At 36.4% G+C, this 20,948-nt stretch carries 19 protein-coding genes and 3 other annotated features; of the genes, 15 read left to right on the top strand and 4 right to left on the bottom strand.

What is annotated here, in order from left to right; all coding sequences use genetic code 11:
* Positions 1-97: 97 nt before the first annotated feature.
* The 6 genes from B5P42_RS25875 (at position 98) to B5P42_RS25850 (ending at position 6,313) form a co-directional block, all read left to right on the top strand.
* Entirely contained in the window at positions 98-616 is a 519-nt protein-coding gene (locus B5P42_RS25875; RefSeq protein WP_113735547.1) for a cobalamin biosynthesis protein CbiN, read from the top strand.
* A 469-nt stretch (positions 617-1,085) separates the two neighbouring features.
* Positions 1,086-2,345, top strand: a complete 1,260-nt coding sequence (gene hflX / locus B5P42_RS25870) for a GTPase HflX (RefSeq protein ID WP_113735546.1) — start codon at positions 1,086-1,088, stop codon at positions 2,343-2,345.
* Between the two features lie 290 nt (positions 2,346-2,635).
* The gene (locus tag B5P42_RS25865) at positions 2,636-3,847 is read left to right on the top strand and encodes an MFS transporter (RefSeq protein ID WP_003188609.1); all 1,212 of its coding nucleotides are present in this window, start codon (positions 2,636-2,638) and stop codon (positions 3,845-3,847) included.
* A 10-nt stretch (positions 3,848-3,857) separates the two neighbouring features.
* Complete coding sequence (gene cysK, locus B5P42_RS25860) at positions 3,858-4,775, top strand: cysteine synthase A (RefSeq protein ID WP_105583834.1); 918 nt, start codon at positions 3,858-3,860, stop codon at positions 4,773-4,775.
* A 94-nt stretch (positions 4,776-4,869) separates the two neighbouring features.
* On the top strand, positions 4,870-5,382 hold the full coding sequence (locus B5P42_RS25855) for a GNAT family N-acetyltransferase (protein WP_060751528.1): 513 nt from the start codon (positions 4,870-4,872) through the stop codon (positions 5,380-5,382).
* 106 nt (positions 5,383-5,488) lie between these two features.
* A complete protein-coding gene (locus tag B5P42_RS25850) occupies positions 5,489-6,313 on the top strand; it encodes a DUF4037 domain-containing protein (RefSeq protein WP_113735545.1) in 825 nt (274 codons plus the stop codon).
* A gap of 41 nt (positions 6,314-6,354) precedes the next feature.
* On the opposite strand, the gene B5P42_RS25845 is transcribed toward B5P42_RS25850, so the two are convergent.
* Positions 6,355-7,989: a putative polysaccharide biosynthesis protein gene (locus B5P42_RS25845; protein WP_113735544.1), complete on the bottom strand. Its 1,635-nt coding sequence runs from the start codon at positions 7,987-7,989 to the stop codon at positions 6,355-6,357.
* A gap of 220 nt (positions 7,990-8,209) precedes the next feature.
* Positions 8,210-8,432: a binding site (T-box leader), on the top strand.
* A gap of 298 nt (positions 8,433-8,730) precedes the next feature.
* Here B5P42_RS25845 and B5P42_RS25840 point away from each other — a divergent pair.
* The gene (locus tag B5P42_RS25840) at positions 8,731-10,074 is read left to right on the top strand and encodes a sodium-dependent transporter (RefSeq protein ID WP_002012165.1); all 1,344 of its coding nucleotides are present in this window, start codon (positions 8,731-8,733) and stop codon (positions 10,072-10,074) included.
* A gap of 191 nt (positions 10,075-10,265) precedes the next feature.
* On the opposite strand, the gene B5P42_RS25835 is transcribed toward B5P42_RS25840, so the two are convergent.
* Entirely contained in the window at positions 10,266-10,970 is a 705-nt protein-coding gene (locus B5P42_RS25835; RefSeq protein ID WP_016119999.1) for a polysaccharide deacetylase family protein, read from the bottom strand.
* Positions 10,971-11,296: 326 nt separating this feature from the next.
* Between B5P42_RS25835 and B5P42_RS25830 the strand changes: the two genes are divergently transcribed.
* From B5P42_RS25830 to B5P42_RS25815, 4 genes are all read left to right on the top strand, one after another.
* Positions 11,297-11,560, top strand: coding sequence for a CD3324 family protein (locus B5P42_RS25830; RefSeq protein ID WP_002031213.1), 264 nt, complete (start codon positions 11,297-11,299; stop codon positions 11,558-11,560).
* 155 nt (positions 11,561-11,715) lie between these two features.
* Positions 11,716-12,402, top strand: coding sequence for a DUF421 domain-containing protein (locus B5P42_RS25825; RefSeq protein ID WP_002126773.1), 687 nt, complete (start codon positions 11,716-11,718; stop codon positions 12,400-12,402).
* Between the two features lie 110 nt (positions 12,403-12,512).
* Positions 12,513-13,154, top strand: a complete 642-nt coding sequence (locus tag B5P42_RS25820) for a FusB/FusC family EF-G-binding protein (protein ID WP_044440442.1) — start codon at positions 12,513-12,515, stop codon at positions 13,152-13,154.
* A 162-nt stretch (positions 13,155-13,316) separates the two neighbouring features.
* Positions 13,317-14,228 (top strand): RCC1 domain-containing protein, encoded by a 912-nt coding sequence (locus B5P42_RS25815; protein ID WP_113735543.1) that lies wholly within the window; start codon positions 13,317-13,319, stop codon positions 14,226-14,228.
* A gap of 307 nt (positions 14,229-14,535) precedes the next feature.
* Here the strand turns inward: B5P42_RS25815 and msrA are convergent, their stop codons facing one another.
* Together msrA and B5P42_RS25805 are read right to left on the bottom strand one after the other, a co-directional pair.
* Positions 14,536-15,069: a peptide-methionine (S)-S-oxide reductase MsrA gene (gene msrA / locus B5P42_RS25810; protein WP_113735542.1), complete on the bottom strand. Its 534-nt coding sequence runs from the start codon at positions 15,067-15,069 to the stop codon at positions 14,536-14,538.
* Positions 15,070-15,159: 90 nt separating this feature from the next.
* Positions 15,160-15,918 carry an SDR family oxidoreductase gene (locus tag B5P42_RS25805; RefSeq protein WP_000911713.1) on the bottom strand — a complete coding sequence of 253 codons (759 nt, stop codon included), beginning with the start codon at positions 15,916-15,918 and terminating at the stop codon, positions 15,160-15,162.
* 413 nt (positions 15,919-16,331) lie between these two features.
* Positions 16,332-16,577, top strand: a binding site (T-box leader).
* A gap of 67 nt (positions 16,578-16,644) precedes the next feature.
* Positions 16,645-16,883 (top strand) — a binding site (T-box leader).
* A gap of 151 nt (positions 16,884-17,034) precedes the next feature.
* Here B5P42_RS25805 and ilvE point away from each other — a divergent pair.
* Genes ilvE through ilvC form a run of 4 tightly spaced genes read left to right on the top strand, consistent with a single transcriptional unit; the run spans position 17,035 to position 20,921 of the window.
* A complete protein-coding gene (gene ilvE / locus B5P42_RS25800) occupies positions 17,035-17,934 on the top strand; it encodes a branched-chain-amino-acid transaminase (RefSeq protein WP_113735541.1) in 900 nt (299 codons plus the stop codon).
* 22 nt (positions 17,935-17,956) lie between these two features.
* Positions 17,957-19,672 carry an acetolactate synthase large subunit gene (ilvB, locus tag B5P42_RS25795; protein ID WP_113735540.1) on the top strand — a complete coding sequence of 572 codons (1,716 nt, stop codon included), beginning with the start codon at positions 17,957-17,959 and terminating at the stop codon, positions 19,670-19,672.
* Positions 19,669-19,899, top strand: coding sequence for an ACT domain-containing protein (locus tag B5P42_RS25790; protein WP_044440462.1), 231 nt, complete (start codon positions 19,669-19,671; stop codon positions 19,897-19,899). The genes ilvB and B5P42_RS25790 overlap by 4 nt, the downstream gene beginning before the upstream one ends.
* 14 nt (positions 19,900-19,913) lie before the next feature.
* On the top strand, positions 19,914-20,921 hold the full coding sequence (ilvC, locus tag B5P42_RS25785; protein ID WP_113735539.1) for a ketol-acid reductoisomerase: 1,008 nt from the start codon (positions 19,914-19,916) through the stop codon (positions 20,919-20,921).
* Positions 20,922-20,948: the final 27 nt, after the last annotated feature.

Below are 20,948 nucleotides of genomic sequence, written 5' to 3'. Positions count from 1 at the left end.
ATTAATATATTTTAATAAACGGAAAGGGATTTGAGGAGTGATATCCAAATAATATACGGAAAGCTTCTAAATTTGATAATGAAGGGGTTTGAGATTCTTGAAAAGAATCGTATATGTATTGTCTCTTGTTTTAATTTGTAGCTTTACTTTTTTTATTTTGCCAGAGAAATCTTATGCTTGTGATTGTACTAAAGCATCACCAGAAGAGAGGTTACAACAAAATGATGTAGTGTTTGAAGGTAAGGTATTAGAAGTTCAAGAGAAGGACGGAAGAATGAAAACATTATTTGAAGTGAAGAAAATTTGGAAAGGGACAAGTTCTTCGCAAATTATTATATATACAAGCAGTAGTAGTAGTTGTGCGTTTCGTTTTGCAGAGGGAGGAGAGTACCTAGTGTTCACTTCTCATAGAGGAGAAGTGAAACTGTTGGAGACATCTAGCTGCAGTGGAACGAAGAGATTAGATGAGGCAGAGATAGAGAAAATGGCTTTACGTCATATTGCAAAAGAGTCTGTTCCAACGAAGAAAGTGAATTTAAAAGGGGATATGGTGAGCGGCTTAAGTTTGTGGCAAGTTGTGGTTATTTTTATTGTGAAAAGAATTCGCAAAAAATGACGATTAAAGTAAAAATATAAAGATTTTCTTTCGGTTTCTATAGGTGGTTTAATCTTGTGAAAGCGAATTACTTATGCTACACTTTATGTAACTTAAAATGAACGGAGGGGCTTCCTTTGATCTTAATCAGATTACGTCTCAATACTTTGTGCCGATAATTGAATAGCGCTCAAAGGCTCTGTCTGTGTACAGAGTGAACGGGATTGGTCTGCCTATTTTAAAGGAACCCTTTATTAAGCTTATATGTGAAAAAGAGGGAGGGACGAATACGCCCTCTTTTTGTTTTGCCTTTATAAATAGAATGGGATAGTATAGGTGAACACTTATACTATCTTGGGACTTTTTGACCATGTATAGGACGAAAGCACTGCTTTCTTCTATTTCTTTGGTGAACCCTTATCCGTTTACGAAAACACAGGCAGTGACCTGTGTTTTTTATTTTGCGTAATCGAAATGGAGGAATAAATATATGGAAGAATTATTACAAAGAGCAATATTAGTTGGAGTGAATTTAGGTAAGGAAGCTGATTTTGCATATTCGATGGAAGAGTTAGCAAATCTTACGGAAGCTTGTGATGTGGAAGTAATCGGTCAAGTGACGCAAAATTTACAACGAGTAAATCCGTCGCATTATATTGGAAAAGGGAAGATTGAAGAAGTAGCAGCGTATGTGAAAGAAGCAGATGCAAATATGGTCATCTTTAATGACGAATTATCTCCTTCACAAATTCGAAATTTAGAAGAGGATTTAGATTGTAAAGTAATTGATCGGACCATTTTAATTTTAGATATCTTTGCGCAACGTGCGAAAACGAAAGAAGCGCAGTTGCAAGTAGAAGTGGCCCATCTTCAGTACATGATGCCTCGTTTAATCGGTCTTCGTGAATCTTTAGGAAGACAAAGCGGGGGAGTTGGCACGAAAAATAAAGGTGTCGGTGAGAAGAAGTTGGAATTAGATCGTCGTAAAATTGAAGAACAAATTGCGGCTCTAAATAAAGAATTAGAAGCACTTGTTGCACAGCGCCAAACGCAGCGTAAACAACGTAAGAAAAATGAAATTCCAGTTGTGTCGTTAGTAGGATATACGAATGCAGGTAAATCAACGATAATGAATACAATGCTTGAAATTTTTAATGGTACTGTAGAGAAACAAGTATTTGAAAAAGATATGTTATTTGCGACGTTAGAGACATCTGTACGAAATATTGATTTGCCGGATAATAAATCATTTTTATTAACGGATACTGTTGGATTTGTAAGTAAGTTACCGCATCATCTTGTGAAAGCATTCCGTTCAACGCTAGAGGAAGTGGCGGAAGCAGATTTACTTATTCACGTTGTAGATTACTCAAATCCCAATTATGAGCAATTAATTGATATTACAAATGAAACGTTAAAGAAAATTGGCGTGGAAAATATCCCGACGATATATGCATATAACAAATCAGATTTGGTAGATGTTGAAATTCCGAAAGTGCAAGAAGATCGCGTTTATCTATCTGCGAAGAAACATGTTGGAATTAAAGAGCTTGTAGAAGTAGTTCGTTCACACATTTATAAAGAGTATACGAAGTGTGAAATGTTAATTCCGTATGATCAAGGGCAGGTAGTTTCGTATTTCAACAATCATGCACACGTTTTATCTACGAGTTATGAAGACGAAGGTACGAAAATGGCACTAGAATGTAAGACGAGTGATTATGAGAAATATAAGCGTTTTTCTATTTAATAAAAAAAGGCGACCCTAATATGTTTTAGGATCGTCTTTTTCTTCATAATTGCAAGCCTTCCTTTCGTCCTGCCTTAGTATAAAAGAAAATACAAAGAGTTCATATGAATAAATCCGACAAAGCACATAGAAAAAATATATTTTTTTAGAAGTTGAATTTCTGGAAAAAGAAATGAAACCAGTATAGAATAGAAATATTTCAAAACTCAGAATTTATTCTGATTAAAGTCTAAATTTATTACACTAACTGTAATAAATATATATTTTGTACAGGAAGGAGAAATACACATATGCAGGCAGTTTCACAAAAAAATACAGTAGAAACACCGACAATATATCGAATATTATTTGCGATTAGTTTCGGACATTTTTTGAATGATTCGATGCAAGCAGTTGTGCCAGCGTTGTTTCCTATTTTGGAAAAAACGATGAATTTATCCTATATGCAAGTAGGGTGGATTGCGTTTGCGTTAAATATGACGTCATCGATTATGCAGCCGGTTTTTGGGATGTATTCAGATAAGAAGCCGTCACCATTTTTATTACCGCTCGGTATGTTTTCGAGTATGCTTGGGATGATTGGACTCGCATTTGCACCGAACTTTATAGTTGTTATTATTTCTGTTTTATTTATTGGATTAGGTTCCGCGGTCTTTCATCCGGAGGGCGCTCGTGTTGCTTACATGGCAGCCGGTGCAAAACGAGGTTTAGCACAAGCGATTTATCAAGTGGGGGGAAATACAGGGAATTCTCTAGCACCTATTTTTACAGCATTAATTTTCGTTCCGCTCGGTCAAATTGGTTCTTTAGGTTTTACAGCCTTTGCAGCAGTAGGAATTGTATTACTAATTTTCGTATCAAATTGGTATAAAAATGAATTAGCCACTGGTGCTGTAAGAAGGAAAAAGAGGGCTGCACTTGAGGCTGAAAATGCGATTGTAAGTACGCACATTAAATTTGTTATTATACTTCTTGTTTTTCTAACATTTGTACGTTCTTGGTACGGTGCTGGTATCGGGAATTTCTATCAATTTTATTTAATAGAGCATTACGGTTTATCTATAAAAAATGCACAGTATTTCGTTTTCGCTTTTATGATTGCTGGTGTATTAGGTACTTTCTTTGGTGGTCCGTTAGCAGATAAATTCGGTAAGAAAAAGATAATTGTATTTTCAATGCTCGGTTCAGCGCCGCTTGCACTTTTACTACCTCACGTTTCGCTCGTGTGGGTTGTACCATTATTTTTATGTATTGGTTTTATTAGTTCTAGTAGTTTTAGTGTAATTGTTGTATATGCACAAGAGCTTGTTCCTGGAAAAGTAGGGATGGTATCAGGGTTAATTGTTGGCCTTGCGTTTGGTCTTGGAGCATTAGGTGCTGTAGTCCTTGGGAAATTAGCTGATATGTATAGTCTTCAATTTATTATGCTATTATGTAGTGGTTTACCATTAATTGGACTTACTTCATTGTTACTGCCAAATGATAAGAAAACGATAGAATAGGGGATGCGCTATGAAATTATGTGAAAACGTTACAGAATTAATAGGAGATACACCTGTTGTCCGATTATCTAAATTTATTCCAGAGGACGCAGCGGATGTGTATGTAAAACTGGAAATGTTTAATCCGTCACGCAGTGTGAAAGATCGTGCTGCCTATAACTTAATTCATATTGCCGAGGAACACGGTCTCATTAAGCCAGGTGATACAATTATTGAACCGACAAGTGGAAATACAGGAATTGGCTTAGCGATGAATGCAGCTGCTAAAGGATATAAAGCTATTTTAATTATGCCCGATAATATGTCCAAAGAGCGTATTAATTTATTGAAAGCATACGGCGCAGAAGTAGTTTTAACACCAGCAGAACAAAGAATGCCAGGAGCAATTGCGAAGGCGGTAGAGTTACAAAAAGAAATTCCAAATAGTTTTATTCCGCAGCAATTTGAAAACCCAGCAAATCCGAATATTCATCGTTATACGACTGCACTTGAAATTTATGAACAAATGGATGGAGAACTTGATGCATTTGTAGCAACCGCAGGAACAGGTGGAACAATTACAGGGACCGGTGAAACGTTAAAAGAGAAACTACCAAACTTATATATTGCCGTAGTAGAACCGAAAGGATCACCAGTGTTATCTGGTGGTGTTCCAGGCCCTCATAAACTAGTAGGAACAAGTCCTGGTTTTATTCCAAAAAACTTAAATACAGAAGTGTATAACGAAATTATTCAAATTGCGGATGAAGAAGCATTAACTACAATGAGAAACTTAGCAAGACAAGAAGGCTTATTAGTAGGACCATCTTCAGGAGCTTCTGTGTACGCTGCAATAATGATAGCGAAGCGTTTAGGTGCTGGTAAAAAGGTTTTATGTATTGCACCTGATACAGGGGAGCGCTATTTAAGTATGGGGCTATTTGAATAAAAGTGATAGAAGCACCTTAATAGTAAGGATGAAAATCCGCTACTAAGGTGTTTCTTTTAGAAAAATAGATAATGGGTGAGTGGGGAGAATGACAATGAAGCTATTGAAACCAACATACGAATATAGCGAACAAATTATGGAGTATAGGCAGGCGTTTATACATTCAGGAGAAGAACCGCACGGTAGTTGTTCTTTGCAAAATTTCGATTCTATTGGTGAATGGTTTGAAAAAGTAAGTACACAAGAAGAAGGAAAAAATTTACCATCTAATCGAGTACCATCTAGTCAGTTTTTTAGTGTTGAGAATGGAAAAATAATAGGTTTTGTGAATATTCGACACCGGTTAAATCCAGAGTTATTGTGGGAAAGCGGTCATATCGGTTATAGTGTTCATCCGAATAAACGTCGCCAAGGTTACGCTACGAAGCAACTGCAACTTTCATTGGCTGAGGCGCAAAAATTCGGGTTGAAGAAAGTGTTAATAACTTGTGATAAAGAAAATATTGGTTCGGCTAAAACAATACAAAAGGCTGGCGGTGTGCTAGAAAATGAAGTCGTTTCTTCTAATTCTGGCGAAATTGTGCAGCGTTATTGGGTAGAAATTTGATTAAGTGAATTTTGAAAAGCTGAAAGTGGTAAAGGGAATACAAGATGTAAAATTGAAATAGATAAATATAAAAAAGAGAAGGGTATAGTTATAGGGGGGAAATGAGATGGGATTAAAAGAGAAAGCGATAGAAATATCGGAGATTTATAGGCGAAATCCGAAAGTCGAAGCTATTATTTTAGCAGGCTCTGTAGCGAGAAAATTAGAAGATGAACATTCGGATATCGAATTACATATTTTATGGTCAGCATCACCTGAGGATAAAGACCGTCAAAAGCCAATCGAAACTATAGGTGGCACTATTTTGTCATATCATCCATACGAGGAAGAAGAATGGTCGGAAACGTATTTGACGAAAGAAGGAATTAAACTAGAGATTAGTAATTTTTTAACAGTGACAGTGGAAAAGGTTATTTTAGAAGTTGTAGAGCAGTATGATATAAATTATGAGAAACAATGTATTGTGTCATCAGTTCATGATGGTGTGAGTTTGTATGGAGAGGTGAAAGTACAGGATCTAAAAGATAGGGTTGAAGCATATCCAGAAGAACTGGCGAAAAGTATGATCTCAGAAAATCTTTGGTTTAGTAATCGTTGGCATAATCGAGAGGCGCTTTTAAAACGGAAAGATTGGCTTATGCTATATGATGTCATTTGTGAAGTACAAAGAAATATATTTGGGGTCTTATTTGGTCTGAACCGAATGTACGTGCATCATCCTGCGTTCAAATGGATGCTATATAATGTGGGACGAATGAGTATTAAACCTGAAAATTTATATGAGCGTATGGCGAATACGTTGATAGGGAAACCAGAGTATAGTGTACAGGAGTTAGAAGTGCTAATTGAAGAGGTATTACATTTAGTAGAACAATATGCTCCAGAATTAAATATCGCTGAACAACAAAAGCGCATTCAATATGCGAAGTAAAAAAACAAGAGATGTAACAACGCGTTACATCTCTTGTTTTTTTATTTTACTAACTTTCCTAATACAGGTAATCGTCGAATCCTATCACCGAGAATATGCGAAGCAAGTCCACTCGTTAATACGAATAAAAGATAAACAAGTCCTCCTGCTGCGGCGCATATAAATACAATGATCAGTGATTCTACATAAGATTGTCCAGGAATAATCCAGCTTATAATTGCTCTTAATGCAATTACAACAGCAGACATTGCTGCGGAGTAAATCGTAATAAGAAATACTGTTTTTGCTGTTTCGCCAATTTTAAATTTCGCAAACTTAACGATGCAGTACAACATAATAATATTTGAAACGAGATATCCAAGAATTGTTCCAAGTACAGCACCATGTCCACCGAATAAATGTAAGAGCGGTGTGTTCACCACAATTTTAACGAGAATACCGGCTGAGAATGCAATCATTGTTTTTCTTTGATAATCAATTCCTTGTAATATAGCGGCTGAAACTGTGAAAATTGCACTTAATACAGCAGAAGGTGCAAATGAAATTAAATATTGTGATCCACCAAGTGCAATTTCAGGATTTACATAAACCATGCGGAATGCATCGTAAGCGATACTAGCAAGACCGAATGCGGCTGGGATAGTGAAGAATAACAACACTTGAAATATCTTTGAAATTTGTCCTTGTAATTCTTCTAGCTTCCCGCTTGTAAATGATTTCGTTATAGCCGGAATAATTGTTAATGAGAATCCAGTTGCAAGTGAAGCCGGAATCATAATTAACTTTTGGGCATAGTTCGTTATATAAGCGAAAACTGCATTCGCGGTTTCTAAAGGTTCTCCCGTTGCTCTAAGGACATCAGCTACGGTATATTGATCTACTAACGTATAGAGCGGGATTGCAATGCCTACAAATACAATTGGAATTGCATAACGTAGTAATTCCATATAAATACTTCTTAACGGAATGTTTGATGATCTCGTTTTCAGCTCACCTTCAGGAGGTTTTAATCCATTATATTTTTTCCAGTACATCATTAAAATAGAGACGCTTGCAAGTGCCCCGATAACAGCACCAAATGTAGCAACTGCAACAGAAGAAGCTACTGAACCTCCTAATAGTTTTGAGACGATAAAACTACCAACTAAAATGAAAACGACACGTGCGATTTGTTCTACGACTTGAGAAACAGCACTTGGTTTCATATGTTGAAAACCTTGGAAATAACCACGTGTAACACTCATAGCTGGTACGATAATAAGCGCGAAGCTTAATGCTCGCATTGTAAGTGTTACGTCTGCGATAAATTGTGGATCTGGTGTTTTCGAGCGAATAATAAATTGTGATATGTACGGTGCTCCAATAAATAAAGTTAAAAATCCTAAAAAGCCCATAAACATCATTAATTTTACGCTCGAGTTATACAATTTTTTACTTGTACTATAATCACCAAGTGCATTATGTTTTGCGACAAATTTTGAGACGGCAATAGGAATACCAGCTGTTGAAAAGCTTAATAAAATACCGTACCAAGAGTATGCGTATCCATATAAAGCGACCCCTTGCGTTCCAACTAATAATTGAAAGGGGAAAAAGTATATAAAACCTAAAATTCGTGAAATCATTGTTGCACCACTTAATAAAGCGGTACCTTTTAAAACTTTTGAAGTAGACAAAATTCTTTCCTCCTACTCGTGCTGTCTTGCATTTATCGTATACTACTATAAACCTGCTAGAGAAGTTAATACAGTATAAACCATAAATGTTCTAATACTATTCATACAAAAGTCATATTTTGAATTTTTAAATAGAATGTAATGCATAAAATTTTAAAATATAAGTTGACACTATTTTTAATGTATGATAAAAATGATAGTAATCAATTCGGAAAATAATATTTGGGCAATGAAAGGGTATAGTAGTGAATATCTCCCTATTTCAGAGAGCTGATGGTTGGTGTGAATCAGTATATAGATTATTCATGAAGTTCGTCCTGGAGCATCTTTCATAAATCTCATGTTTTGAGGAAATGAAAGACGGTAGTTTATACCGTTATCAAATAAAGTGGTGAAGATTGTTTCACAACTAGGGTGGTACCGCGATATTTATCGTCCCTACGTATTTACGTAGGGACGTTTTTTATTTAGGTCCTAATTTTGGTGTGGCTTCATAACTAGGGTGGTACCGCGATATTTTATCGTCCCTACGTATTTGCGTAGGGACGTTTTTTATTTAGGTCCTAACTTTGGTGTATCTTCACAACTAGGGTGGTACCGCGATATTTTTGTCGTCCCTACGTATTTACGTAGGGACGTTTTTTATTAGGGAGGAAGTGAACGTATTAGAAAAGAGTATGGATAGAACAATATAAATACCGGATTGTAAAACAGAAAAAGATAAAGAGAGGAGATTAACAAATGAATTCACAGCAATGGACATCGAAATTAGGTTTCGTATTAGCTGCAGCAGGTTCAGCGATTGGTCTTGGAGCGATTTGGAAGTTCCCGTATATGGCCGGAATTGGAGGAGGCGGCGCGTTCTTCCTTATTTTCATCGGTTTCACATTATTAATTGGTTTACCGCTATTATTAGCTGAATTCGTTATCGGAAGAAGTACACAAAAAGAGGCCGTTGATGCATATAGAGAAATCGCACCAAAAACATTATGGCCATGGTTAGGGAAGTTAGGGATTGTAACATGTTTCATATTACTTTCTTTCTACAGTGTTGTAGGAGGATGGATTATATTATACTTATGGAATGCAATTACAGGTAGACTATGGGAAGGAAATGGAGCATACGAAGCTACGTTTGGTGAAATCATTTCCAATCCGTATTTAGCAGTTGGATCACAGCTATTATTCATCCTTATTACTATTTTTATCGTAAGTAAAGGTGTACAAAATGGTGTTGAAAAAGTAAATAAATATTTCATGCCAGCGCTATTCGTTTTATTCTTTGTATTAATTGTTCGTGCACTTACGTTAGATGGTGCTGGAGAAGGAGTTCGATTCTTCTTACAACCTGATTTCTCAAACGTAACATCAGAAATCATTTTATATGCAATGGGGCAATCGTTCTTTTCGTTATCTGTCGGGGTAGCCGTTATGGTAACGTATAGTTCGTACTTACCGAAAGAAGAAAGCTTACCACGTTCAGCATTTTCTATCGTAGCTTTAACGCTTGTGATTACATTACTTGCAGGGCTTGCAATTTTCCCAGTAGTGTTCGCATTTGGAATGGAACCATCTCAAGGGCCGGGGCTATTGTTTATAGTACTGCCAGCTATTTTCAGTAAAATGGCGTTCGGGAAATTATTCTTCATTGTTTTCTTATTACTATTCTTCTTTGCTACTATTACATCAGCAATTTCGATGTTAGAAATTAGTGTTGCGTCTTTAACAACTAAAGGTAAAAGTAAAGGGAAACGTGAAAAAATGGCATTAATTGTTGGCTTGTTAATCTTTGTTGTAGGGGTTCCATCAGCCTTATCATTCGGTTTGTTAAGTGATGTGAAACCATTTGGGAAAACAATTTTTGATTTAGCAGACTATGCGGTTAGTAACATACTAATGCCACTTGGTGTTTTATTAGTTTCCATCTTTGTCCCTTTAAAAATGAAGAAAGATGTATTAATGAAAGAACTTGGTGTAAGTAAAAATAAAGGCTATAAACTGTTCGTATTATGGTTATTCTTACTTCGCTATATTGCACCAATTGCGATTATTATCGTATTCCTAAATGTACTTGGAATTATATAAAAAGAAAGGTAGCGTATCGCTCTATGATACGCTACCTTTTTATCCCGTATTAACGGGCAGTAAGACCCCCGCCTCAAAACTCAGCGAAAGCGAAGAATTTAGGTGGGGGATCAACTGCCCGTAAGAGCCCGATTGGTTCAACTAATAATCAGTGGGGGCTGGACAAAGCCCCCACTGATTAAAGTTTCACTTTATTTTGCTCTTTTTTGTAATTCGTTTACTGTTACGAACTGATAGCCCTTCTTAGATAAAGAGTCTAAAATACCTTCAATGGTCTGTAAATTTTCATTAGACTCATCATACATAGAGTGCAGTAAAATGATAGAACCTGGTTTTACATTTTTACTAACATATTCAATTTTATCAGCTGTAGATGTATAAAAAGTATCAGGTTCAAGGTCCCATGTGATTGTTTCGATATTGTTTTTATTTAAATAATAGGGCAGACCAATTAGCTTTTTACCGTTAGGTGGTCTAAAATCAATTTCATCTGTATATCCTGTTTGACGGATTATCGAGTTCGTTTTTTCTATTTCTTCTTTAATAAAAGAAGGAGTTTTGAAAACCATTCTGTTATGAGAGTATGTATGGTTTCCAATTTGGTGTCCAGATTGTACGATATCTTCTCCTAACGATAGGTTTTTCTCTAGTTCATTTCCGATTAAAAAGAAAGTAGCTTTTGCATTGTATCGATCTAGTAGCGGTAATATTTGTTTTACATTGTTAGTAGGACCATCATCAAAAGTTAAAGCAATCACTTTTTCATTTGTTTCTACTCGGTTTGTTAAACCTCCAAACAATTGAAAACTTCTTGCGTTCATCAATTTGTATGTTCCGAATAATGCCACAGTAATAATGAATAATGTAACGATTGTAATGATAATATTCTTTTTCATAACGCAACCTCACTATACTTTTGGATTGGACTAAAAAGTATTATATCAAACTAAGTAACTTCGTGCTTTAAAAAGGATGTGGATGCAAGGGGAAGAAATTTATCATATAATAAAATGCAAAAGGTATATTAGGAGGTGTTTATATGGCGATTATAATTCAATTGCCAGACACTGCAGCGTCTCATGCAAAGCCAAGTATGGAAATGGCGATACTTTGCGTGGGGTAGACAAGTAATATACAATCGCCTAAATGAGCTCGTATCATTTTCTATATTTGGCTTTGCACCTTATTGAAATGAACCATAAAAAATAAGGGGCGAGCAGAAATGAAATACGTTAAAGCTGCGACGGTTTTACCAGAAAGTTTAATTGCTGAAATTCAAAAGTATATACAAGGTGAAACAATTTACATTCCAAAACAAGAAACAAAACATTGTAAATGGGGTACACAATCTGGAGGAAGAAAACAACTAGATGAAAGAAACAAAGCTATTAAAGAAGCGTTTAAAAGTGGAATTTCCATTCATCAACTTGCGGAGGAGCATTTTCTTTCCGGAGAAACGATTAAAAAGATTGTGTATTCTAAATGAAAATAAAAGAGTCTAGTTCAATTATTAAATTGAACTAGACTCTTTTTGTTTTGTATCTATTGGATATGAATGGGCAAGATAATAGAAAAAATGTGCCGGCTTTTTACTAAATAGAATATAGAGCATTTGAGTGAAAAGCAGAAAGGTGAGCATATATGAATCATCTAGGACAAATAACGATAGAACTATTTTTTGGTTTTTTTGTGCTATTGATTGCTACTAAAATATTAGGGAAGACACAAATATCTCAGTTAACGCCATTTGATTTTATTTCTGCCATAGTTCTCGGAGAATTAGTAGGAAATACTATATATGATCCGGAAATAAAAGTATGGTCTATTTTATATGCAGTACTTGTATGGGTAGTGTTAATTTATACAATAGAAGTGATAACGCAAAAATTTAGAGGGACGAGAAGTTTTTTTGAAGGCTCTCCGTCAATCATTATCCGTAATGGATATATTGACCGGGAACAACTAAGTTCAAATCATTTGGATATTAATCAACTACAACAAATGCTAAGACAACAAAAAGATATATTTTCAATCCGAGAAGTTGAATATATGATTTTGGAACCTAATGGAAACATAAGTGTTCTGAAGAAAAGCAAATATGAATCTCCTACTATAAATGATTTAAGTTTAAAACATAAACCTGTATACTTACCGATTTCATTAATTAGTGATGGTAAAGTAGTGAAAGATAATTTGAGGGAAGCAGGTTTTGATGAAGGATGGCTTTATAAACAAATAAAGCAAAAAGGGATTACTAAATTTGAAGATGTATTATATGCAGAATGGAAAACAGATGATGGTTTCTTTTGTCAGGAAATGCCTCGGTAGAACATAGTCAGAGTATGTAATGTTCATTTCTAAGTTATCTTTTACATATCAAAAAGCTGAATCATTGTATACAATAAGACTAGATCAACAATTTGTATGGAGTGATAAAGATGGAAGCTTTTATTAGAAGTGATCAATACAATTTTATAAAGTCACAAGCTTATATTTTAGCAAATGGACATGCGACGGCAAATGATAGAGGTGTAATTCAAGCGTTAAAATCACTTGCGATTGAAAAGATAATACATGTATTTGAGAATTTAACGGATGAACAGAAAGAGTTAATTGATACGGTATTAACAGTTCAAAATAGAGAAGATGCAGAATCGTTTTTAATGAAAATAAATCCGTATGTCATTCCGTTTCAAGAAGTTACAGCACAAACATTAAAAAAATTATTTCCTAAAGCGAAAAAATTAAAGCTCCCTGATATGGAAGAACTGGACATGAAAGAATTATCTTATTTAAGCTGGATTGATAAAGGGTCAAGCAGGAAATTTATTATAGCGAAAAATGATAAAAATAAGTTTGTTGGTCTGCAAGGGACGTTCCAAAGTTTAAATAAAAAGAGCATTTGTTCATTATGTCATGGACATGAAGAAGTAGGGATGTTTTTAGTTGAAATTAAAGGTAATATACCAGGAACTTTCGTGAAAAAGGGAAACTATATTTGCAAAGATGGTGTAGCTTGTAATCAGAATATGAAATCACTTGATAAATTGAACGATTTTATTGAACGATTGAAGAAATAAAGAAGGAACCTCTAGTATTTAAACTGGAGGTTTTTATTTTTTTAAAGAAGTAATAGTAGTCTTTTTCGTAGATGTAGATTTATAAAAAGTCAGATCATTTATAATAAAATTTGATGAAAATATTTATTTTGATATGGTTGCTTATATACAAGGAGGTAAAACATGAATTACATTTCACCGAAAGAAGAGATATTAAAAATGAAACGGTGGCCTAAAGATACGATAGCAGCGGGGCGTGGTCATACTGTTGCACTTAAATCGGATGGCGCGGTTGTAGCAGTGGGGCGAAATAAAGAAGGTGAATGCAATGTAAGCAGCTGGTGTGATATGGAAGCAGTCGCTGCGGGCAATGTTCATATGGCGACGAACACTGGGAACGCTCATACAATCGCTCTTAAAAGTGATAATACTGTGGAAGCGGTGGGGTGGAATAAGCATGATCAATGCGATGTAAAAGACTGGCATAATATTGTATCGGTTGCGGCGGGATGGCGTCGTACTATTGGCCTTAAACCGGATGGCACGGTAATAGCGGTGGGGCGAAATAAAGAAGAAGAATGCAATATAAGCGGCTGGAGAGATATTGTGGCGGTCGCGGTGGGTGACTGGCATACAGTCGGTCTTAAATTGGACGGAACTGTGACGACTGTGGGTAATAATCGATATGGCCAATGCAATGTAAGTAGCTGGCGTGATATTGTGGCGATAGCGGCGGGATATCTTCATACAGTTGGTCTTAAATCTGACGGTATGGTGACGGCTGTGGGTAATAATAAACATGATCAATGTGATGTAAGCGATTGGCGCGATATTGTGGCGATAGCGGTAGGGAGTAATCATACAATTGGTCTTAAATCAGACGGCATAGTGACGGCTGTGGGTAATAATAAAAATGGTCAATGTGATGTAAGTGATTGGCGCGATATTGTAGCGATAGCGGCGGGTTGTGTCCATACAGTCGGTCTTAAATCAGACGGCACGGTGGTAGCGGTGGGTGATAACGAATATGGCCAATGCGATGTAGACAGCTGGCACGGTATCCGATTGCCCGATCCAAATATTTTGTTAATCTAAATATTTGTTGATGGGTAATAAGAATGTTTAATTTCTAATAAATCGCGATTGTTAATCGGAATAATTGGCTGTCTTGCTATAAGAATTTGTACGGATTTATTCACATTCATCAAGTGGACAATCAAACAAAGGAAATCTTGAATATGCTTAATAGTTATAGGGAGGGAATGAAATGACGAAGAAAAAGAATAGATTAAAAAACAAGATAGCACTTTGGACATTAACAGCGGTTGTTCTCATCATTGTATGGTACTTTTTTCAAAGATAAAAATGCATCGTACTTAAAAGGTACGATGCATTTTTATTATTATTTTTGCCAATTTTCTTTTATAAAGTCTTCACGGCCAGATTCTTTTTGCTCAGTAGCATATTTCTCTGGATTCTTTTTATAGAAATGTTGGTGGTATTCCTCTGCTTCATAAAAAGATGCAGCTGAGCGGATTTCAGTCACAATAGGACCTTTAAATATACCGCTTTCTGCTAGAGTTTGCTTTGATTTTTCTGCAAGCTCTTTTTGTGTTTCATTATGATAAAAAATTGCTGTGCGGTAAGATGGACCACGATCGAAAAATTGTCCGCCGTCATCAGTTGGATCAATTTGTGGCCAATATAAATCTAGTAATTTTTGATAAGGAAAAATAGAAGGATCGAATGTAATTTGTACAACTTCTAAATGTCCAGATGTTCCAGTCTTTACTTGTTCGTATGTTGGGTTTTCTACATGACCACCTGCATAGCCGGAAAGTACTTTTTGAATACCGGGAAGCTCATCAAATGGTTTTACCATGCACCAAAAACAACCGCCTGCGAAGGTTGCGAGTTCGTATGTTTTTTCAGACATTGCTGTAATCCTCCTAAATATATATGTTTTATACAGTATTATATAAAATGTTTTATTGCGCAATAAAAAAGATTTGAGAATATATGTTTTTTATAAACAAGATCCTCCGCTAACATCAATTAATTGTCCAGTAACCCAGCGGCTGTCTGGAGAAGCAAGAAAAGCAGCAGTATCGGCAATATCTTCTACTTCACCTAAGCGATTGAAGGCGGAAATAGTAGTAGCGTACTGTTTCATCATTGGATCGCTCAATAGTTCTGCGTTCATATCTGTTTTAATAAAGCCTGGAAGTATTGCATTTACTGTTATTCCTCGTGCTCCGAGTTGTTTTGCAAGCGTGAAAGTCATCGTGTTAATTGCACCTTTCGTCATACTATATGCAACGAAATCAGGCAAAGAAATGCGGGTGGCAGCTGATGAAATATTAATAATTCGGCTATTATCACGTAAACGTGGTAGTGCTTGTTGAATGATAAAGAATGGTGCTTTTGCATTTACTGAAACCATTCTATCAAAAAATTGTTCAGTCGTTTCTTCAATAAAAGCACCAGGACCGATTCCAGCGTTGTTTATTAAAATATCAAATTGTGTTCCACCAGTTCTTTTTTGTAATTCGTTATCTAAAGAAATATAAAGGTTGTCTACACCGTGTAAAGATTCAAGATTTGCACCGATAGAAAAAGCTGATCCGCCATTTGATTGAATTTCATGAACAGTTTCTTCAGCATCTTCTTTTCGATTTCCATAATGAACAGCAACTAATGCACCGTCGTTTGCTAACCGTTTTGCGATAGCACGTCCAATTCCTCGGCTTGCTCCTGTAACTAATGCTATTTTACCTTTTAACATAGTTTTCTCATCTCCTCATAAATTTTATCCCGCTATTTGCCGTGCAGTAAGACTCCCACCTTGAAATTCGGCAAATGCGAGGAAGTTAGGTGGGAGTCGGGCTGCCCGTAAAAGCCCGATTGGTGAGGGCTAATAATCAGTGGGAGATGGACAAAACCCCCACTGATTAAAGGTTCACTTTATATGTTTTTAAGTTGTTTTTCTTTATGTAGTAACGCGAACATACTTAAGTAATATATGAGTATGTGTAAGAAGTTCATTCCGATTTTGTTTTGAGAAAAAATAAATAGATTTCTAGTAAATAGAATGAATTTTAATTTTTTTCTAAAAACATGTTGACAATGAAAAGAACCGCGTCCTATAATACGTGTAACAAATAAAAGTTAATTAAGAATTTTCTGATTTTATATGTTGTATATGCAAAGAAGAGGAAAGTAGATGATTATGGTCGTTTCAGAGAGCTACTCCTAGGCTGTGAGAGTAGTAGCAATCGAATCATTGAAGATCACCTCGGAGCATCGCTTGCGAAAGGGAAACTGAGTAGAGGGCGGCGGCATCGTCTCCGGTAAAAGGACGGAGGTCTGATTGGACCTATGAAGCTTATATTTCGTGAGAAGTATAAGGAAGCTGAGTGGTAACGCGAAACTCTCGCCTCAGCAATCAAAGCTACTAATTTGTAGTAGTTGATTGCTGAGGCGAGAGTTTTTATTTTAAAAAATAGAATAAAAGAATGCGAGGAAGAGGAGAGTAAATGATAAAGATTGTTTCAGAGAGCCGCCCAAAGGCTGTGAGGGTGGTAACAATTGAATCATTGAAAATCACCTCGGAGCACTGCTTTTGAAGTTAGTAAAAAGTAGCGGAGTTGTTTCCGATAGAAAAACAAAAGTCTAATTGGACTTGCAGAGCTTATATTTCGTGAGAAGTGTAAGGAAGCTGAGTGGTACCACGAGTCTCTCGTCTCAGCAATGGATTGCTACAAGTGTGTAAGTAATCGATTGTTGAGACGAGTATATTTTTAAGATTAGTATACTGAATATTCTGTTAAAAATACTCATCTCAGCAATCGATATAGAAATAGGTTGCAAAAATAGAGAGAAAAAAGAGGAGCGATGTGAGATGGGAAACCAGTACATTTACATGAATGGGGAATTTGTAGAAAAAGAAAAGGCAGTTGTTTCAGTATATGATCACGGCTTTTTATACGGGGACGGTGTATTTGAAGGGATTCGTAGTTACGGAGGAAATGTATTTTGTTTAAAAGAACATGTGAAACGATTATATGAATCGGCGAAATCTATTTTACTTACAATTCCAATGACGGTTGACGAAATGGAAGAAGCAGTTTTACAAACATTGCAAAAAAATGAATACGCGGATGCCTACATTAGATTAATTGTTTCAAGAGGAAAAGGTGACTTAGGACTTGATCCGAGAAGTTGTGTGAAACCGAGCGTAATTATTATTGCAGAGCAATTAAAGTTATTCCCGCAGGAATTTTATGATAATGGACTAAGCGTTGTATCTGTTGCATCAAGACGTAATACACCAGATGCATTAGACCCACGTATTAAGTCACTGAACTATTTAAATAACGTACTTGTGAAAATTGAAGCCGCACAAGCAGGTGTACTTGAGGCACTTATGCTCAACCAACAAGGATATGTTTGTGAAGGGTCTGGAGATAATGTTTTCATTGTGAAAGATGGAAAAGTGTTAACACCTCCTTCGTACTTAGGGGCGCTAGAAGGTATTACGAGAAATAGTGTGATTGAGTTATGTGAGCGACTTAATATTCCGTGTGAGGAAAGGCCATTCACTCGCCATGACGTATATGTAGCAGATGAAGTGTTTTTAACAGGAACTGCAGCGGAACTAATTCCTGTAGTGAAAGTAGATTCAAGAGAAATTGGAGATGGAAAACCAGGAGATGTAACAAAAAGATTAACCGAAGAATTTAAAAAATTAACGAGAGAAAGAGGAGTACGTGTTCCAGGATTGGCGGAAAGTTTAGCGTAAATAGGGAGAGGAGTTAATTGAAATGGAGGAACAGTATACAGCATGTGATGAACTGCAGAGTGAAGAAACTACAGGTGCTGGACACGTTATTCAATGTTTGAAGAAATTAGGTGTAACGACCGTTTTCGGTTATCCGGGCGGAGCGATTTTACCAATATACGATGCGTTATACGAAAGTGGTTTAAAGCACGTGTTAACTCGTCATAAACAAGCTGCAATTCATGCAGCGGAAGGATATGCGAGAGCTTCTGGAAAGGTTGGGGTAGTCTTTGCTACCTCTGGCCCAGGGGCGACGAATTTAGTTACGGGTTTAGCAGATGCTTATATGGATTCGATTCCTTTAGTTGTCATTACAGGGCAAGTTGCAACGCCTTTAATTGGTAAAGACGGATTTCAAGAAGCGGATGTTGTCGGAATTACAGTACCTGTTACGAAGCATAATTACCAAGTTCGTGATGTAAATCATTTATCACGAACTGTGCAAGAAGCTTTTTACATCGCCGAAAGCGGGCGGCCAGGACCGGTATTAATCGATATTCCAAAAGATGTTCAAAATGCAAATGTAACAAGTTTCTTTAATGAAGAAGTGGAGATTCCAGGATATAAACCAGAACCTTTGCCAGACAGTTTGAAACTGAGAGAGGTAGCAAAATCAATTTCAAAAGCAAAACGCCCACTCCTTTATATCGGGGGAGGCGTCATTCATTCAGGTGGATCTGAAGAACTCATCAAGTTTGCGAGGGAGAATCGTATTCCAGTCGTTTCAACTTTAATGGGACTGGGTGCATATCCGCCGGGAGATCCGTTGTTTTTAGGAATGCTCGGTATGCATGGAACGTACGCTGCAAATATGGCAGTAACAGAATGTGACTTATTACTGGCGTTAGGTGTTCGTTTCGATGATCGTGTAACAGGAAAATTAGAACTTTTTTCTCCGCATTCGAAAAAAGTACATATTGATATTGATCCTTCTGAGTTCCATAAAAATGTAACTGTAGAGCATCCGATTGTTGGTGATGTGAAAAAGGCACTATATATGCTGTTACATATGTCTATTTATACACAAACAGATGAATGGCTTCAGAAAGTGAAGAAATGGCAAGAAGAATATCCACTTTCATATAAGCAAAAAGAATTTGAGTTAAAACCACAGCATGTTATCAACTTAGTAAGTGAATTAACGAATGGTGATGCGATTGTCACGACAGAGGTAGGACAGCATCAAATGTGGGCTGCTCACTTTTATAAAGCGAGAAAACCACGTACTTTTCTAACATCAGGGGGATTAGGGACGATGGGATTTGGTTTTCCAGCAGCAATTGGTGCTCAGCTTGCAAAAGAAGAAGAACTTGTCATCTGTATTGCTGGTGATGCTTCTTTCCAAATGAACATTCAAGAGCTGCAAACAATTGCTGAAAATAATATTCCTGTCAAAGTATTCATCATAAACAACAAATTTTTAGGAATGGTAAGGCAATGGCAAGAAATGTTTTATGAAAACCGTTTGTCGGAATCGAGAATTGGGTCACCAGATTTTGTGAAAGTAGCAGAAGCTTACGGTGTAAAAGGGCTAAGAGCAACAAATTCGTTTGAGGCGAAAAAGGTAATGTTAGAAGCATTTTCTCATGAAGGTCCTGTCGTAGTTGACTTTTGTGTAGAAGAAGGTGAGAACGTCTTTCCGATGGTTCCGCCAAACAAAGGGAATAACGAAATGATTATGAAGAGGTGGGAAGAATGAGTCATACTTTTTCATTAGTTATTCATAATGATCCGAGCGTCTTATTACGTATAAGTGGAATTTTTGCTCGGCGTGGTTATTATATTTCATCTTTAAATTTAAACGAAAGAGATACAAGTGGTGTTTCTGAAATGAAACTAACAGCAGTTTGTACTGAAAATGAAGCAACGTTACTTGTCAGTCAGTTGAAAAAATTAATCAATGTATTGCAAGTAAATAAATTATAAGGAGTGTATGGAATATGAAAACTTATTATGAGAAAGATGCAAATTTAGAGCTATTAAAAGGGAAAACAGTTGCGGTAGTCGGATATGGATCTCAAGGTCATGCCCAAGCACAAAATTTACGTGATTCTGGTGTGGAAGTTGTAGTTGGTGTTCGCCCTGGTAAGTCATATGAAGTAGCAAAAGCTGATGGATTTGAAGTAATGTCTGTTTCAGAAGCGGTTCGAATCGCACAAGTTGTACAAATGTTATTGCCGGATGAACAACAAGCGTATGTATATAAAACAGAAGTAGAAGAGAATCTTCGTGAAGGACAAATGTTATTTTTCTCACATGGTTTTAATATTCACTTCGGGCAAATTAATCCGCCAAGTTACGTAGATGTAGCGATGGTCGCGCCGAAAAGTCCAGGTCATCTCGTTCGCCGTGTATTCCAAGAAGGAAATGGTGTCCCAGCATTAGTCGCAGTGCATCAAGATGCAACGGGAACAGCACTACATGTAGCATTAGCGTATGCAAAAGGTGTAGGTTGTACACGTGCAGGGGTAATTGAAACGACATTCCAAGAAGAAACAGAGACAGACTTATTCGGTGAGCAAGCAGTGCTTTGCGGAGGAGTAACAGCACTTGTGAAAGCTGGGTTCGAAACGTTAACGGAAGGTGGATATCGTCCTGAAATTGCATACTTTGAATGTTTGCATGAATTAAAGTTAATTGTTGATTTAATGTACGAAGGTGGTTTAACGAACATGCGTCATTCTATTTCAGATACGGCAGAGTTTGGAGATTATGTAACAGGATCAAGAATTGTTACAGATGAAACGAAGAAGGAAATGAAACGTGTTCTTGCAGAAATTCAGCAAGGTGAATTTGCGAAGAAATGGATTTTAGAAAATCAAGCAGGGCGTCCAACGTATAATGCGATGAAAAAAGCAGAACAAAATCATCAGCTAGAAAAAGTAGGAGCAGAGCTTCGTGAAATGATGAGCTGGATTCATGCACCGAAAGAATTAGTAAAGAAATAGATTAAGAGAGTATAAGTGAAAAATATG

The sequence above is a fragment of the Bacillus sp. SRB_331 genome, from assembly GCF_003264175.1.
Lineage (GTDB): Bacteria > Bacillota > Bacilli > Bacillales > Bacillaceae_G > Bacillus_A > Bacillus_A mycoides.
This window is presented reverse-complemented; position numbering and strand designations above follow the sequence as displayed.

Bases quoted from the DNA above. Each gene is read 5' to 3' on its own strand.
- hflX (WP_113735546.1), top strand. From the start codon at position 1,086: ATGGAAGAATTATTACAAAGAGCAATATTAGTTGGAGTGAATTTAGGT.
- B5P42_RS25865 (WP_003188609.1), top strand. From the start codon at position 2,636: ATGCAGGCAGTTTCACAAAAAAATACAGTAGAAACACCGACAATATAT.
- cysK (WP_105583834.1), top strand. From the start codon at position 3,858: ATGAAATTATGTGAAAACGTTACAGAATTAATAGGAGATACACCTGTT.
- B5P42_RS25855 (WP_060751528.1), top strand. From the start codon at position 4,870: ATGAAGCTATTGAAACCAACATACGAATATAGCGAACAAATTATGGAG.
- B5P42_RS25850 (WP_113735545.1), top strand. From the start codon at position 5,489: ATGGGATTAAAAGAGAAAGCGATAGAAATATCGGAGATTTATAGGCGA.
- B5P42_RS25840 (WP_002012165.1), top strand. From the start codon at position 8,731: ATGAATTCACAGCAATGGACATCGAAATTAGGTTTCGTATTAGCTGCA.
- B5P42_RS25835 (WP_016119999.1), bottom strand. From the start codon at position 10,970: ATGAAAAAGAATATTATCATTACAATCGTTACATTATTCATTATTACT.
- B5P42_RS25830 (WP_002031213.1), top strand. From the start codon at position 11,297: ATGAAATACGTTAAAGCTGCGACGGTTTTACCAGAAAGTTTAATTGCT.
- B5P42_RS25825 (WP_002126773.1), top strand. From the start codon at position 11,716: ATGAATCATCTAGGACAAATAACGATAGAACTATTTTTTGGTTTTTTT.
- B5P42_RS25820 (WP_044440442.1), top strand. From the start codon at position 12,513: ATGGAAGCTTTTATTAGAAGTGATCAATACAATTTTATAAAGTCACAA.
- B5P42_RS25815 (WP_113735543.1), top strand. From the start codon at position 13,317: ATGAATTACATTTCACCGAAAGAAGAGATATTAAAAATGAAACGGTGG.
- msrA (WP_113735542.1), bottom strand. From the start codon at position 15,069: ATGTCTGAAAAAACATACGAACTCGCAACCTTCGCAGGCGGTTGTTTT.
- B5P42_RS25805 (WP_000911713.1), bottom strand. From the start codon at position 15,918: ATGTTAAAAGGTAAAATAGCATTAGTTACAGGAGCAAGCCGAGGAATT.
- ilvE (WP_113735541.1), top strand. From the start codon at position 17,035: ATGGGAAACCAGTACATTTACATGAATGGGGAATTTGTAGAAAAAGAA.
- ilvB (WP_113735540.1), top strand. From the start codon at position 17,957: ATGGAGGAACAGTATACAGCATGTGATGAACTGCAGAGTGAAGAAACT.
- B5P42_RS25790 (WP_044440462.1), top strand. From the start codon at position 19,669: ATGAGTCATACTTTTTCATTAGTTATTCATAATGATCCGAGCGTCTTA.
- ilvC (WP_113735539.1), top strand. From the start codon at position 19,914: ATGAAAACTTATTATGAGAAAGATGCAAATTTAGAGCTATTAAAAGGG.